Origin of the sequence: Amycolatopsis sp. cmx-4-83, from assembly GCF_046548815.1 — a bacterium.
GTDB lineage: Bacteria > Actinomycetota > Actinomycetes > Mycobacteriales > Pseudonocardiaceae > Amycolatopsis > Amycolatopsis pretoriensis_A.
Genome location: NZ_JAEBEF010000012.1, coordinates 319,241 through 333,753 on the forward strand (window position 1 = coordinate 319,241; position 14,513 = coordinate 333,753).

Here is a 14,513-nt window from a genome sequence, read left to right on the forward strand (position 1 = left end):
CGCCGGTCCGGGCGTTCACCTGGTACGGCGGGGTGATCACTCAGCCGTGCGTGAGCGCTTCCGCACCACCGGTGGCGACGTTGTGACGTGCCGCACGCCGGGACCCCCGTGGCACGATGGCGGCGTGGAGCAGAAATCCGTTCGTGAGTCCGTTGTCACCGCCTGGACCGACGAGGTCACCCCCAGTTTGTCCGGGCTCGTGGCGATCCCCGCCCTGTCGCCGGCCTTCGACGCCGAGTGGGCCAAGACCGGCCACCTCGCCGCCGCCGTCGAGCACGTCCGCGCCTGGATCGCCGGGCGCGACCTGCCCGGCGCCACCATCGAGGTCGTGCAGCTCGAAGACCGCACGCCCCTGCTGCTCGTCGACGTCCCGGCGACCCCGGGCGCGGCGGACAAGGGCACCGTCCTGATGTACGGCCACCTCGACAAGCAGCCCCCGGTCGGCGGCTGGTCCGAGGGCCTCGGCCCGTGGACGCCGGTGATCCGCGACGGCCGCCTGTACGGCCGCGGGTCCGTCGACGACGGCTACTCCGGCTACGCGGCGACGTCGGCCCTGGAGGCCGTGCACGCGGCCGGCGGCGAGCACGCCCGCACGGTCGTGCTGCTGGAGACCGGCGAGGAGTCCGGCAGCCCGGACCTGCCCGCCTACGTCGAGCACCTGGCGGAGCGGATCGGCGACGTCTCGCTGGTCGTCTGCCTGGACGCCGGCGGCAGCGACTACGAGCGGTTGTGGCTGGTCACGAGCCTGCGCGGGATGCTGCACCTCGACGTCACCGTGCAGCTGCTGGCTTCGGCGCAGCACTCCGGCGTCGCTTCGGGCGTGGTCGCCAGCTCGTTCCGCGTGCTGCGGCGCCTGATCGAGCGGCTCGAGGACAGCGAGACCGGCGAGCTGCTGCTCGACGAGCTCAAGGTCGACGTCCCGGCGGACCGGCTGGCCGAGCTCGAAGCCGTGTCGAAGGACTTCCCCGACGCGCTGGCGAAGGCGTTCCCGCTGGTCGAAGGCGGGCGCGTGATCACGGAAGACGCGCTGGAGCTGATGCTCAACAACGCGTGGCGCCCGACGCTGTCGGTGATCGGCGCCGACGGCTTCCCGAAGCCGGCCGACGCGGGCAACGTCCTGCGCGAGAGCACCACGCTCACCCTGAGCTTCCGGCTGCCGCCGACGGCCGACGCCGAGAAGGCGCTCGAAGCCGTGAAGAAAGCCCTGACCACCGACGTCCCGTACGGCGCGAAGGTCTCCTTCGGCGACAACCCGCAGGCGGAGGACGGCTGGAACGCGCCGACCGAAGCGCCGTGGCTGACGTCGGCCCTGCGCACGGTCAGCGACGAGGTCTTCGGCCAGCCGCACCGCGCGACCGGCATGGGCGGGTCGATCCCGTTCATGGGCCTGCTCTCGCGGAAGTACCCGGAGGCGCAGTTCCTGGTCACCGGCGCGTGCGGGTCGGACTCGAACATCCACGTGCCGGACGAGTGGCTGCACCTGGGCTACGCGCAGCAGGTCACCGAGGCCGTCGCGCACATCCTGGACGCCCACGCCCGCGGCTGAAGCGCGCCACTTTCCCTACGAAAGTGATCCGGAGGTCGTCCCTCCAGATCACTTTCACGTGAAAGTGCGGCGTTAGCGGCAGGCTTCGCGCAAGGTTGCGGCGGCCGTCTCCAGGTAGTCCGGGAAGTCCTGCTTCCCGGCCGCGTCGATCCACCGGTCGAACGCGTCGCCGAAGACGATCGTCGCGACCTGCGCGGCCGCTTTCGCCTGGTTGGGCGGGGTGCCCCGGCGTTCGAGGGCTTCGCGGAGCGCGGCGGTGATCGCGGCGCCCTTGGTCCGCTCGCGCTCCTGGAGCTCCGCGGTGGCCGCGATGACGGCCCGGCGCTCGGGTGACGGGTCGACCAGCCGCGTGACCTGCGTGCCGACGTCGGCGAGCGCCGTGAGTGCCGTGCGCAGCGGTGACCCGGCGTCGTCGGCGGCGAGGACGGCTTCGGCGATCGCGGGCGGCAACTGCTCGGAGCCTGCGAAGAGGACTTCGCGCTTGTCGGGGAAGTAGCGGAAGTACGAGCGGCGGGTGATCCCGGCGCGCTCGGCGATCTGCGTCACGGTCACGGCGTCGTACCCGTGCTCGGCGTAGAGCTCCAGCGCGGCTTTCCGCAGCCGGTCCGCGGTCCCGGGATCCCATCTGGCCACGGCCCCAGCCTACAAGCGATGTCTCAGTGTGTCGTCACGTGCTAGCGTCAGTGATGACACACTGAGACGTCACTGGAGGTCGACATGGAGATCTGGGTACTCGGGGCCTTGGGCCGGACCGGTCGCGGCATCACCGCCGAGCTGGCGGCGCGCGGGGTGCCGGCGGTGCTGGTCGGGCGGAACCGGGAACGGCTGGCGGCGACCGGCTCGAAGTTCGTCGTCGCCGACGGCGCCGAGGCCATCGCGGCGGAGATCCGGCGGCAGCGGCCGGCGGTCGTCGTCAACACGATCGGCGAGTACGCCGCGACGGCCGGGACGATCGCGCGCGCCTGCCTGCCCGGCGGCCACTACGTCGACCTCGCCGCGGACCTGGTCGCCGTCCCGCGGCTGCTGGACCTGCACGAGGCGGCCCTCGCCGGCGGCAGCACGTTCGTGACCGGCGCCGGCTTCGGCGTCCTGGCCACGGAAGCCGTCGTCGCGAAGCTGTGCGAAGGGCGCGCGACGCCGAGTGCGGTGCACGTCGACGCGGTGGCGTCGGTCGCCATCGAAGCGGGAGCACTGGGTGTCGCGCTGGCCGCCAGCATCGTCGACGCCCTGACCACCGGCGGCCGCGAATACCGGAACGGCCGCCTGGTCCCCGCGCGGCTCGGCGCGGACGCGCGGACGCTGGAGTTCCCGGACGGCGAGACGGCGAAGTCCGCGAGTGTGCCGTCGGGTGAGCTGGTGGCCGCCCAGCGCGCGAGCGGCGCGCCGTCGGTGACCATCACGTCCGGCCTCGCGCCCACCTCCCCCGCGGTCCGGGCGGTGTTGCCCCTGCTCGGCCGGGTGCTGTCCATCGCGGCGCTGCGCCGGTTCGCGATCGGGCGGCTCGCCGGGATCCAGGCGAAGGCGGCCCCGCGCCCACGTGCGCACTCGTGGGGCCACGCGGTCGTCACCTGGCCCGACGGCACGACGCGCGAAGGCTGGCTCCGCGCGGGCGAGGGCATGGACTTCACGACGTCGGTGGTGGCCGAGGTCGCGGCCCGCCTGGCCCGCGGCGAGGGCAAGCCGGGCGCGCACACACCGACGTCGGCGCTGGGCGCGGAGGTGGCCGAAGCCGCGGGCGGGACCTTCCTGCTCTAGGCGAGCCGGGTCAGCTGGACCGAGACGTCCAAAGTGGACTGACCGCCGCCCGTGAAGATGCCCTTCAACGGCGCCACGTCCGCGTAGTCCCGGCCCATCGCCACCCACACGTGGCGCGGGCCGACCGGGATCGCGTTCGTCGGGTCGTACGCCCACCAGCCGCCGGTCCAGACGTCGACCCACGCGTGGGACTCGCCTTCGACCACCTCGCCGAGCTTCGCGTCCGGTTTCGTGTGCAGGTAACCGGAGACGTACCGGGCCGGGATGCCGATCGCGCGCAGCATCACCAGCGTCACGTGCGCGAAGTCCTGGCACACGCCTTCGCGCGCCTGCCAGGCGTCGGTGGCCGTCGAGTGGACGCCCGTCGTGCCCGGTTGGTACTTGAGCTGCTTGTTCACCCACTCGCACACCGCCAGCACCGACTCGGCGGGGTCCAGGCCGGTCCGCAGCGAACGAGCCTCGCGGGCCAACGTCACGTCGCGCGGGGTGTAGTCGGTCGGGGTCAGGTATTCGGTGCGGTGGTCGACGACCGTGTCGGAACGCAGGTCGCGCCACGACGCCGTGTGGATCGGCTCGGCCTCGTCCGCCGTCTCGACCACCGACGTCGCCAGCACCGTGAACTCGGTGTGCGGCGCGTGGAGGTCGAACGACGTCACGACCGTGCCCCAGTAGTCCGTGTACCGGTACGCACGCGTCGCGGGTGTCGTCTCGATGCGCGTCGCCACCGTCGTCTGGCGGCGGTCCGAGCGCGGGGTCAGCCGGGCTTCGTTGTAGGACTGCGTCGCCGGGGTCGCGTACCGGTAGCCGGTCCGGTGCGCCACGCGCAGCTGCCACGTCACAGCGAAACCTCCGCACCGCTCCACGCCACCCACGGCGACGTGCTGAAGTACTGCAACGACACCGATTCGCCGATCTCCCGGATCGACGTCTGCAACGCGCCGAGCCGCCGCGGCAGGTCGGTCAGCAGGTCCGACGGGCGGAGGAACTCCAGCTCGCTGCGGGCCCGGCCGAGCTCGCGCAGCGCCTCGGACTTCTCGTTGCTGCGCGCGCCGCCGCCCGGGTCGAGCCGCTGGAGGCAGTCCTCGGCCTGGCGCAGCGCGTGGAACACCGAACGCGGGAACAGCGTGTCCCGCAACAGGAACTGCACGACGCGGCCGGCGTCGAGCGCGCCCCGGTAGGTCCGCAGGTACGTGTCCTGCGCGCCGGCCGAGCGCAGCACCGTGATCCAGCCGGGCGAAGACGCGCGGTCCGCGACCCGGGACAGCAGCAGCCGCACGACCATGTCGGCGCGTTCGATCGAGCGGCCGAGCACCATGAACAGCCAGCCGTCGTCGCGGCTCATCGTCGAGTCGGCGAGGCCGGCGAACATCGCCGCGCGCTCCTCCACGAACGACAGGAACGCGTGCGGCCCGGCGCGCCGCGCGTACCGCTGCCGGTCCGGCACCGCGTTCCACGTCGCGTTCAGGCATTCCCACAGCTCGGTCGAGACGACTTCGCGCGCGCCGCGGGTGTTCTCCCGCGCCGAGTTGATCGAGCCGACGATCGACGCGGGGTTGTCCTTCGCGTACGCCACCAGCTCGGTCAGCTTCCAGACGTCGAGGGGCTCGCCGTCGGGGGTGTCGATGCCCAGCACGGCCAGTAGCTGCCGGCTCGCGTGGTCCGGATCGACGGTCGCGTCCTCCAGCAGCTGGTGGACCGAGACGTTGAGGATGCGGGAGGTGTCGTCGGCGCGTTCGACGTACCGGCCGATCCAGTACAGCGATTCCGCGTTGCGTGCCAGCATTCGAACCTCCCTAGCTCTGCTGTTGCTGTTGCTGCTGCTGGGACGTGGAGAGCTCCGGCCCCTGCTCGGCGACCAGGCCGTCCACAGTGGACATCGCGCCGAGCGCGGGCTGCTCCAGTTCCCGCTCGGCCGTCGACGCGCGGGACGCCAGCACCCACGTGTCCTTCGAGCCGCCGCCCTGCGAGGAGTTGACGACCAGGCTGCCCTCCGGCAGCGCCACCCGCGTCAAGCCGCCGGGCAGCACGAAGATGTCCTTGCCGTCGTTGACCGCGAACGGCCGCAGGTCGACGTGCCGCGGCGCGAGCCGGTCGTCGACCTTGGCCGGCACGGTCGAGAGCTGGACCACCGGCTGCGCGATCCAGCCGCGCCGGTGCGCGCGGAGCTTGCGCCGCAGCGTGTCCAGCTCCTTCTTCGACGCGTCCGGCCCGAACACGATCCCGTAGCCGCCGGAGCCGTCGACCGGCTTGATCACCAGTTCGTCGAGGTGCGCCACCACGTGGTCGAACTCGTCCGGCAGCCAGCACCGGAACGTGTCCACATTGGGCAGCAGCGGCTTCTCGTTCAGGTAGTACTTCACCATTTCCGGCACGTAGGTGTAGACGAGCTTGTCGTCGCCGACGCCGTTGCCGATGGCGTTCGCGACCACGACGTTGCCCGCGCGCGCCGCGTTCTGGATCCCGGCGACGCCGAGCACCGAGTCCGGCCGGTAGTGCACCGGATCGAGGAACTCGTCGTCGATCCGCCGGTAGACGACGTCGACCTGGCGCTCGCCCTCGGTGGTCCGCAGGTAGACGACGTTGTCGCGGCAGAACATGTCGCGGCCTTCGACCAGTTCCACGCCCATCAGCCGGGCCAGCAGCGAGTGTTCGAAGTACGCCGAGTTGTGCACGCCCGGCGTGAGCACGACGACCATCGGGTCGGCCACGTTCGCCGCGGACGCCGCGCGCAGCGCCCGCAGCAGGTGCGACGCGTAGTCACCCACCGGGCGCACGCGGTGCTGGGCGAAGAGGTCCGGGAAGACCCGGGCCATCGTGCGCCGGTTCTCCATCACGTACGACACCCCGGACGGGTTGCGGAGGTTGTCCTCCAGCACCCGGAACGTGCCCTCCTCGTCGCGCACCAGGTCCACACCGGACACGTGGATGCGCACGCCGTTCGGCGGGGTGATGCCGAACGCCTCCCGGTGGAAGTGCTCGCACGACGTGATCAGCCGCCGCGGCAGGACGCCGTCGCGCAGGATCTGCCGGTCGCCGTAGACGTCGGCGAGGAACGCTTCGAGCGCGCGGACACGCTGGGCCACGCCGCGTTCGAGCTTCGTCCACTCGGCGGCCTGGAGCACCCGCGGCACCAGGTCCAGCGGGAACGGCCGCTCCTGCCCGGAGAGGGAAAACGTGATGCCCTGGTCGACCATCGCCCGGTCCAGCGCGGCCGAGCGCGAGTTCAGGTCGTGCGCGTCGAGCGCCGCGATCGACTCGTACAACGCGCGGTACGGGCCGCGGACCGTGCCGTCGACGGCGAACATCTCGTCGTACGCGCCCGCGTGCGGCCGTTCCGGGGAGAGGTAGCCCTCGAACCGGGCCCCCGGCCGGGTGATCCGGCTGGTCGTCGCCTTCCTCGCGCGTCGACCGGACGGGGGCAGCCGGGGCGGGGTGGCGTTCATGAACGACATCCTGACGCACGTGCCCCTTCGTGCGCGACACTCGCGCCGGGGTGGACGCGGTGCGAAACGTCGCTGTAACTCGACAGTGCTGTGCTTTGGTATGGATGAGTGGCAATATGCGTGCTCTCACGAACTGAGAACTACGAGGAGTGACGACGTGGCCCGAGGAACCCAACTCAAGGCGCTCGCCCTGTTGCCTGCGTTCGCCCTGGTCGGCTTGACCGTGGCCTGCGGTGCCGGTGGTAGCGGTGCGGGTGGCGTCGCGTCCAGCAGCGCGGCGCCCGGTGCTTCGTCGGGTGACACCGGCGCCGTCGCGAAGGACGACGCGCTCGCCGCCCTGGTGCCCGCCGCCGTGAAGACCGACGGCAAGATCGTGGTCGGCCAGGACCAGAGCTACCCGCCGAACGAGTTCCAGGACGGCGGCAAGGCGACCGGCTTCGACGTCGATCTCGGCACCGCCATCGGCCAGGTGCTCGGGGTGCAGATGGAGTTCCAGAACTCCTCGTTCGACGGCATCATCCCCGGCATCAGCGCCAAGAAGTACGAGATGGGGATGTCGTCGTTCAGCATCAACGCCGACCGGCTGCAGTCGGTCGACATGATCTCCTACTACAGCGCGGGCACCTCGCTGGCCGTCCTGAAGGGCAACCCCGACGGCCTGAAGGTCGACGACCTCTGCGGCAAGAAGATCGCCGTCCAGAAGGGCACCACCCAGGTCGAGGACCTCGACAAGAAGAACGCCGCCTGCACCGGCGGCGGCAAGCCGGCCATCGAGGTCACCCAGCTGCAGGCCCAGACCGACGTCAACCTGGCCCTCACCGCCAAGCGCGTCCAGGGCGAGCTGGCCGACTCCCCGGTCATCGACTACGCGGTCAAGCAGACCAACGGCCTGCTCGAGTCCGTCGGCGCGCCCTACGACACGGCGCCCTACGGCATCGTGCTGCCGAAGGGCAGCGGCGACTACGGCAAGGCCGTGCAGGGCGCGATCCAGAAGCTGATCGACAGCGGCGCGTACAAGAAGATCCTGGACAAGTGGGGCCTGAACGCCACCGGCGCGGTCACCAAGTCGGAGATCAACCCGGCCTCCTGAGTTAAGGACTGAGTTCGTGAGCTCCTCCGAAGCGCCTCCTGCCGAGGCGCCGATCGACGCCGAGCCCATCAAGGCCGTCCCGGTGCGCCACTACGGGCGCTGGGTGGCCGGGGTGGTCATCCTCTTCGTCGCGTTCATCGTGGTCCGCAGCGTGATCACGAACGATGCCCTGCAGTGGCCGGTCGTCGGGGACTACCTCTTCGACGACCGGATCCTGCGCGGCCTGCAGAACACCTTGATCCTCACGGTGATCTCGATGGTCATCGGGATCGTCGGTGGCATCCTGCTGGCCGTCATGCGCCTTTCGCCGAACCCGCTGACGTCGGGCGCGGCGGCCATCTACATCTGGCTGTTCCGCGGGACCCCGCTGATCACGCAGCTGATCATCTGGAACTTCCTGGCGCTGGCCTACCCCCGGCTCGGACTCGGGGTGCCGTTCGGGCCGGAGTTCGTCAGCTGGGACACCAACCAGCTGATCACGCAGTTCACGGCGTCGCTGCTCGGCCTGGGCCTCAACGAAGCCGCGTACATGGCGGAAATCGTGCGCGGTGGCATCCAGTCGGTCGACGACGGCCAGCTGGAGGCGGCGAGCGCGCTCGGCATGAGCCGGACGAAGACGTTGCGGCGGATCATCCTCCCGCAGGCCATGCGGGTGATCATCCCGCCGACCGGCAACGAGACGATCTCCATGTTGAAGACGACGGCGCTGGTCGTCGTCATCGGCTACTACGAGCTGATGGTCGCGGTGCAGACCATCTACGCGCAGAACTACAAGACCGTGCCCCTGCTGCTCACCGCCGGAGCCTGGTACCTGTTCATGACGTCCGTGCTGACGGTCGTCCAGGTCCAGATCGAGAAGCGGTTCTCACGCGGCACTTCGCGTGACGTGGTCCAGCGCCAGGGCTGGGCGTCGAGGTTGTTCAGCCGGGGTGGAGGAAACGTCACATGACCCCCGTGGTGTCCGCGCAGCGGATCTGCAAGAGCTTCGGCAGCGTCGACGTCCTGAAGGGCATCGACCTCGAGGTGCAGGAGCGGGAGGTGCTCTGCCTGATCGGGCCGTCCGGCTCGGGCAAGTCGACCCTCCTGCGCTGCATCAACCACCTCGAGAAGATCGACGCCGGCCGGCTCTACGTCGACGGCGTGCTGGTCGGCTACCGGCAGCGCGGCGACAAGCTGCACGAGCTGCGCGAGAAAGAGGTCGCGTTCCAGCGCAAGGACATCGGCATGGTGTTCCAGCGCTTCAACCTCTTCCCGCACATGACGGCGCTCGAAAACGTCATGGAGGCGCCGATCCAAGTTCGGCGCGAGCCGAAGTCCCAGGTGCGGCAGCGCGCGCTGGAGCTGCTGGACCGCGTCGGCCTCGGCGACAAGGCGAAGAACTACCCGGCGCAGCTGTCCGGCGGGCAGCAGCAGCGCGTCGCCATCGCCCGGGCGCTGGCGATGAAGCCGAAGCTGATGCTGTTCGACGAACCGACGTCCGCGCTGGACCCGGAGCTCGTCGGCGACGTCCTGGGCGTGATGAAGCAGCTCGCCAAGGACGGCATGACCATGGTCGTCGTCACGCACGAGATGCAGTTCGCGCGCGAGGTGGCGGACAAGGTCCTGTTCATGGACGGCGGCGTCGTCGTCGAAGAGGGCCCGCCCGACCAGGTCATCGGGAGCCCGCGCGAGGAGCGGACCAAGTCGTTCCTCGCCCGGGTGCTGAACCCGAACGCCTGACGAAAGCGTGCGGATTCGCTATTTTGAAAGCGGGTGATCGAGGGGGGCTGGGCGTTTGACGACCGAAAGCGCGCTGCCCCCTCTCGACCCCTTCGCCGGCATCCCCGATCGCCGGTACGAGGTCAGGGCCGAAGACCTGCTGAAACCCGGCAACGCCGGGCTGCTGCGCTGGCGGCGGCAGGCGACGAACGCCCCGACCGTCTACGTCGAGGACGCCTACATCACCGGCACGCTCGACCTGCGTGCCGCGGACCTCAAGTTCCTGTTCCGGTTCGAGCGCTGCCGGTTCGAGCACCCGCCGGACGTGCGCGAGGCGAACCTGCTCGGGCTCGTGTTCCGCAAGTGCTGGCTGCCCGGGCTCAAGGCCCGCAACATGCGCAGCCGCAACGACGTCCGGCTGATCCGCAGCGTCGTGCAGGTCGACGGCGCCGACCGCGAGATCGAGGAGACGACCGTCCAGCGCGGCGACGACCGCGAACGCGGGATGCCGAACGCCGCCGTCAACTTCACCGACGCGGTGATCGAGGGGTCGATGGTGCTCACCCGCACCGTCATCTCGCACCCGCACGGCAAGGCGATCCACGCCGACCGGCTCGTGCTGACCGGGGCGCTGCTGGCCTACCGGATGGTCGCGAACGGCGAAGTCCGGCTCCCCGGCCTGCGGACCGGCGGCAACGTCAACTTCTCCGGCGCCACGCTGAACAACCCGGACGGCTTCGCGCTCAACGGCAACGGCCTGCACATCGGCGGCAGCCTCCTCTGCGAAGTCGACAACTACGGGCCCGCCAGTCAGCGGAAACGCTTCTCCGCGACCGGCATCGTCTACCTGCCGAGCGCGACGGTCGACAGCGACATCGTGCTGCGCGAAGCGAAGCTGACGGTGTCCCAGCACGGGCCGATCGCCGTCGACGCGTGGAAGTCCAACGACCCGTACCTCGACCCGCGGCCCGCGCTGGTCGCCGACCGCCTGCGCGTCGACGGCAACGTCGAGCTCTCGGACGGCCTCCAGGCGCTGGGGACGTTGCGCATGGTCAACGCCCGCATCGGCGGCTCGCTGCGGCTGGCCGGTGCCGAGATCAGGGTCGAGCGCGGCAAGTCGCAGCCGTACTACGACCGCGCGCTGCACCTGGACGGCACCGAGATCGGCGGCGACATCGAGGCGACGAGCCTGCGCGTGCCCGCCGGTCAGCTCCGGCTGGCCGATGTGACGGTCGGCGGCAACTTCCTGGCGTCGAACTCGATGTTCCGCCACCCCGGCCGTGACGTGTTCTCGGCCCGCCGGTCCAAGATCGCGGGCAACTTCCAGCTGACGGACGCCACCATCCACGGCACGCTGCGGCTGCAAGGCGTCGAGGTCGGCGGTTCGATCAACCTGGCGGGCACCCGCCTGACGGAGCCGGGCCTGCGCGCGACCAGCAGTTTTTCCCTGGATGTGCGTACCGGTCGGATCGGCCGCGACTTGACGCTCCGCGACAACAACGGCCGTCCGTTCACCGCCGAGGGCGGCGTCAACCTGGACGGCGCCCAGGTCGCGCGGCGCGTCGACCTGCGGGGTTCGGAGCTGCGGTCGCTGCCCCCGTTCCACGTGGCCCTGGACGCGGGCGACGTCGCGGCGGACGAGTTCACGCTGACCCCGAACCTGCCCCCGGAAGGCCGCATCGTCCTGCGCCGCGCGCACTGCGGAACGCTGACCGACAACGACGAGTTCTGGGCCGCGTCCGACGGCATCGAGCTGGAGGACTTCCGCTACGACGCCCTCGGCCGAGGCATCCCCCTCGACGACGACAAGGCCCTCGACCACCGCATCGAGCTCCTGCGAAAAGCGATGCGCGGGTACCGGCCGGGCCCGTACGACCAGCTGGCCCACATGCTCCGCGCGGCGGGCAACGAGGAGCACGCCTCGACGGTGGCGCTGCGCAAACAGCAGTTCCGGTACGAGGCCCTGGCCAGGGGCTTCAAGTTCTTCGGCCCGGGCGTGCGCCTGTGGAGCTGGCTGCAGCGATCGATGGTCGGCTACGGCTACCGCCCGGTCCGCGCCCTCGGCTGGCTGTTCACGCTGCTGGTCCTGGGCAGCGTGTGGTTCGGCCTGGGCACGGACGACTGCATCCACTGGGCGACCTCGGACCCGGCCCACCAGATCATCGCGAACGGCCCGCGGTGCGTGGTGAACCAGCAGGACACGGGCCTGCAGTGGAACCCGGTGATCTACACGGCCGACCTGCTGGTGCCGATCGTGGACTTCGGCAACAAGAGCCGCTGGTACATGCACGGCCCCGACAACTGGGTGGCGGCGGGCTTCACGGCGTCGGGCTGGATCCTGGCGACCACGGTGGCGGCCGGCGTGAGCCGGATGCTGCGCCGGGAGAGCTGAGCCGGTGCTGGTGCCGACGGGCCGCCGTGGCTAGTCGAGGAAGCGGGACCAGAACGGGATGTACCGCGGGCCGTCCGGCGGAGCGGTCGAGATGCCGCCCGTCGCGAACTCGCGGTGCAGGTAATCGCGCAGGTCGCTGCCGTAGACGATGATGTCCGTCTGGTACACCGACAGCACCGGGTAACCCACCGTGCCCGCCACGCCGGGCAGGTAGCGGTGGCCGCACACCGGCACCAGCTGCGGCACGTCGGTCAGGCGCCGCCGGGCTTCGCGGACCGCGTCCTCCGGGCCGACCGGGCGGGTGCCCCAGTCGGGGAGCCAGAAGCCGTTGTGTTCGACGTCGTACAGCACGCCGTCGACCGGCCACGCCAAACGTTTGCGCAGCTGCTCCGGGTTGCCGCAGCGCCAGTCGGGCCAGCGGTCGCCGATGGGGACGCCGGCGGACAGGAACGTGCGGTGGTCCGCGGCGAAGCGGAAGCCGAACCGGTGCTCGACGTCGTCGAGTTCGGCTTCGCTCAGCCCCGGGCGCACGGGTTCCCGGAGGTTCTCCTGCAGGTGCCGTGCCTCCTCGGGGGTGAGGGCACCGGCCGGCTGGACTGGGGTCATGGGGCGAGCCTAAGCGGCGGCTCACCGGCACGCGCGTCCTTTTTCGACCCCACCAGGGGCACCCACAAGGGGTGAGTTTGTTCTCTCATCGGCCGGACCGCGGAACACAGCGTGAGCGCGTGTAGTTCACTCATGCCGTGACTTCCCCACGACCGCAGAGCCGCGTGCGTGCCCCCGAGCTGCGCGGCGACGTCTGGCTGAACACCGGCGGCCGCGCGCTGACCCTCGCCGAGCTGCGCGGGCGCATCGTGCTGCTGGACTTCTGGACCAGTGGCTGCATCAACTGCCTCCACGTGCTCGACGAGCTGCGCCCGCTCGAGGCCGAGTTCGCGGACGTGCTGGTCACGATCGGGGTCCACTCGCCGAAGTTCCTGCACGAGGGCGAGCGCGCGTCGATCGAAGCCGCCGTGCGGCGCTACGACGTGCACCACCCCGTGGTCAACGACCCGAAGATGGAGCTGTGGTCGCAGTACGCGGTCCGCGCGTGGCCGACGCTCGCGGTCGTCGACCCCGAGGGCTACGTCGTGCACGTCGCCGCTGGTGAGGGGCACGAAGAGGCCCTTCGCCGGGTGATCGCCGACCTCGTGGCGAAGCACGAGGCCAAGGGCACGCTCCGCCGCGGCGGCAGCCCGTACGTCCCGGTCGAGGAGCAGCCCGGCGAGCTGCGGTTCCCGAGCAAGGCCGTCGCCACCGCCGAGGGCCGGGTCCTCGTCGCGGACACGGGGCACCACTCGATCGTCGAGTTCGCTTCGGACGGCGAGACCGTCATCCGCCGCTTCGGCAGCGGGGCCCGCGGCGGGCAGGACGGTCCGTTCGACGTCGCGACCTTCGCCGAGCCGTCGGGCGTCGCGCTCCTGCCGTACGACGTCGCCGAGCGCGTCGGTTACCACGCCGTCGTCGCCGACACCGCCGGTCACCGGCTGCGCGGCCTCGACCTCATCACCGGCGAGGTGACGACGGTCGCCGGCACCGGCGCCCAGTGGCGCACCGGGCCGGACTCGGGCAAGGGTGCCGACGTCGACCTCACGAGTCCGTGGGACGTCGCCTGGTGGGGGCCGGCGGGCGGGGTCGTCGTCGCGATGGCGGGCAACCACACGCTGGGCGTGTTCGACCCGGTGTCGGGCACGATCCGCCGCTTCGCCGGGACGACCGTCGAAGGCCTTCGAGACGGCGACGTCGGCGAAGCGTTCTTCGCGCAGACGTCCGGCCTGGCCGTGGAGGGCGACAAGCTGTGGCTCGTCGACGCGGAGACGTCGGCGCTGCGCTGGATCGAGCCGGACGGCGAGTCCTTCACCGTCCACACGGCCATCGGCGTCGACCTCTTTTCCTTCGGCCACACCGACGGCCCGGCCGACCAGGCGCTGCTGCAGCACCCGCTGGGCCTCGCCGTGCTGGCCGGCGACAAGATCGCGATCGCCGACACCTACAACGGCGCCGTCCGCTCCTTCGACGTCTTCACCCGCGAGGTGACGACGATCGCGACCGGCCTCGCCGAGCCGCAGGGGCTGCTGGTGCACGAGGGTGAGCTGCTGGTCGTCGAGTCCGCGGGCAATCGCGTCGGCCCGCTGCCGGCGAGCGAGGCGACGGTCGTCACCGGCGACGCGCACGCCGTGCGCCGCCCGCCGACGGTGCTCGCGCCGGGCGAGATCGACTTTTCGGTGGTGTTCACGGCCCCGCCCGGCGAGAAGCTGGACGACCGCTTCGGCCCGTCGACGCGCCTGGAGGTCAGCGCGTCGCCGCCCGAGCTGCTGGCCGACGGCACCGGCACCGGCACGAACCTGACCCGCAAGATCCGCCTGGCCGACGGCGTCACCGAGGGCGTTCTACAGGTCGTGGCCCAGGCCGCGAGCTGCGACGACGGCGGCGAGCACCCGGCGTGCCGGATCACGCGGCAGGACTGGGGCGTCCCGGTCCGGCTCGAGCCGGGCGGCGCGCGGGAACTGAGCCTGGTCATGGCCGGTGCACCGAGGACCGACGGGTAAC

The 14,513-nt window shown here is 71.1% G+C and carries 12 protein-coding genes; 7 read left to right on the forward strand and 5 right to left on the reverse strand.

Features of this window, described 5'->3' with window-relative positions; all coding sequences use genetic code 11:
* Window positions 1-124: 124 nt before the first annotated feature.
* Complete coding sequence (locus ACLJQM_RS35750) at window positions 125-1,546, forward strand: M20/M25/M40 family metallo-hydrolase (RefSeq protein WP_410634744.1); 1,422 nt, start codon at window positions 125-127, stop codon at window positions 1,544-1,546.
* Window positions 1,547-1,618: 72 nt separating this feature from the next.
* Here ACLJQM_RS35750 and ACLJQM_RS35755 read toward each other — a convergent pair whose 3' ends face one another.
* Entirely contained in the window at window positions 1,619-2,179 is a 561-nt protein-coding gene (locus ACLJQM_RS35755; protein WP_410634745.1) for a TetR/AcrR family transcriptional regulator, read from the reverse strand.
* An 84-nt stretch (window positions 2,180-2,263) separates the two neighbouring features.
* On the opposite strand from ACLJQM_RS35755, the gene ACLJQM_RS35760 reads away from it, so the two are divergent.
* The gene (locus ACLJQM_RS35760; protein ID WP_410634747.1) at window positions 2,264-3,301 is read left to right on the forward strand and encodes a hypothetical protein; all 1,038 of its coding nucleotides are present in this window, start codon (window positions 2,264-2,266) and stop codon (window positions 3,299-3,301) included.
* Here ACLJQM_RS35760 and ACLJQM_RS35765 read toward each other — a convergent pair.
* From ACLJQM_RS35765 to ACLJQM_RS35775, 3 genes are read right to left on the reverse strand one after another with little or no spacing between them, the layout of a single operon-like run.
* Complete coding sequence (locus ACLJQM_RS35765; protein ID WP_247016562.1) at window positions 3,298-4,140, reverse strand: transglutaminase family protein; 843 nt, start codon at window positions 4,138-4,140, stop codon at window positions 3,298-3,300. The two genes, ACLJQM_RS35760 and ACLJQM_RS35765, sit on opposite strands and share 4 nt — an antisense overlap.
* Entirely contained in the window at window positions 4,137-5,084 is a 948-nt protein-coding gene (locus ACLJQM_RS35770) for an alpha-E domain-containing protein (protein WP_360777925.1), read from the reverse strand. Before ACLJQM_RS35770 ends, ACLJQM_RS35765 begins: the two co-directional genes overlap by 4 nt.
* A 10-nt stretch (window positions 5,085-5,094) precedes the next feature.
* Entirely contained in the window at window positions 5,095-6,753 is a 1,659-nt protein-coding gene (locus ACLJQM_RS35775; protein ID WP_410634749.1) for a circularly permuted type 2 ATP-grasp protein, read from the reverse strand.
* Window positions 6,754-6,901: 148 nt separating this feature from the next.
* On the opposite strand from ACLJQM_RS35775, the gene ACLJQM_RS35780 reads away from it, so the two are divergent.
* From ACLJQM_RS35780 to ACLJQM_RS35795, 4 genes are read left to right on the forward strand one after another with little or no spacing between them, the layout of a single operon-like run.
* The gene (locus tag ACLJQM_RS35780; RefSeq protein ID WP_410634750.1) at window positions 6,902-7,834 is read left to right on the forward strand and encodes an ABC transporter substrate-binding protein; all 933 of its coding nucleotides are present in this window, start codon (window positions 6,902-6,904) and stop codon (window positions 7,832-7,834) included.
* Between the two features lie 16 nt (window positions 7,835-7,850).
* Window positions 7,851-8,783 carry an amino acid ABC transporter permease gene (locus ACLJQM_RS35785; RefSeq protein WP_247016569.1) on the forward strand — a complete coding sequence of 311 codons (933 nt, stop codon included), beginning with the start codon at window positions 7,851-7,853 and terminating at the stop codon, window positions 8,781-8,783.
* On the forward strand, window positions 8,780-9,553 hold the full coding sequence (locus ACLJQM_RS35790; RefSeq protein WP_247016571.1) for an amino acid ABC transporter ATP-binding protein: 774 nt from the start codon (window positions 8,780-8,782) through the stop codon (window positions 9,551-9,553). The genes ACLJQM_RS35785 and ACLJQM_RS35790 overlap by 4 nt, the downstream gene beginning before the upstream one ends.
* A 55-nt stretch (window positions 9,554-9,608) precedes the next feature.
* Window positions 9,609-11,924 carry an oxidoreductase gene (locus ACLJQM_RS35795; RefSeq protein ID WP_410634752.1) on the forward strand — a complete coding sequence of 772 codons (2,316 nt, stop codon included), beginning with the start codon at window positions 9,609-9,611 and terminating at the stop codon, window positions 11,922-11,924.
* Window positions 11,925-11,954: 30 nt separating this feature from the next.
* Here ACLJQM_RS35795 and ACLJQM_RS35800 read toward each other — a convergent pair whose 3' ends face one another.
* Window positions 11,955-12,530 (reverse strand): hypothetical protein, encoded by a 576-nt coding sequence (locus ACLJQM_RS35800; RefSeq protein WP_360777912.1) that lies wholly within the window; start codon window positions 12,528-12,530, stop codon window positions 11,955-11,957.
* 164 nt (window positions 12,531-12,694) lie between these two features.
* Between ACLJQM_RS35800 and ACLJQM_RS35805 the strand changes: the two genes are divergently transcribed.
* A complete protein-coding gene (locus ACLJQM_RS35805) occupies window positions 12,695-14,512 on the forward strand; it encodes an NHL domain-containing thioredoxin family protein (RefSeq protein ID WP_410634833.1) in 1,818 nt (605 codons plus the stop codon).
* Window position 14,513: the final 1 nt, after the last annotated feature.

What these genes read in the sequence shown, in the direction of transcription:
- ACLJQM_RS35775 (WP_410634749.1), bottom strand. Translation starts at nt 6,753, where the DNA reads ATGTCGTTCATGAACGCCACCCCGCCCCGGCTGCCCCCGTCCGGTCGA.
- ACLJQM_RS35790 (WP_247016571.1), top strand. Translation starts at nt 8,780, where the DNA reads ATGACCCCCGTGGTGTCCGCGCAGCGGATCTGCAAGAGCTTCGGCAGC.
- ACLJQM_RS35760 (WP_410634747.1), top strand. Translation starts at nt 2,264, where the DNA reads ATGGAGATCTGGGTACTCGGGGCCTTGGGCCGGACCGGTCGCGGCATC.
- ACLJQM_RS35800 (WP_360777912.1), bottom strand. Translation starts at nt 12,530, where the DNA reads ATGACCCCAGTCCAGCCGGCCGGTGCCCTCACCCCCGAGGAGGCACGG.
- ACLJQM_RS35770 (WP_360777925.1), bottom strand. Translation starts at nt 5,084, where the DNA reads ATGCTGGCACGCAACGCGGAATCGCTGTACTGGATCGGCCGGTACGTC.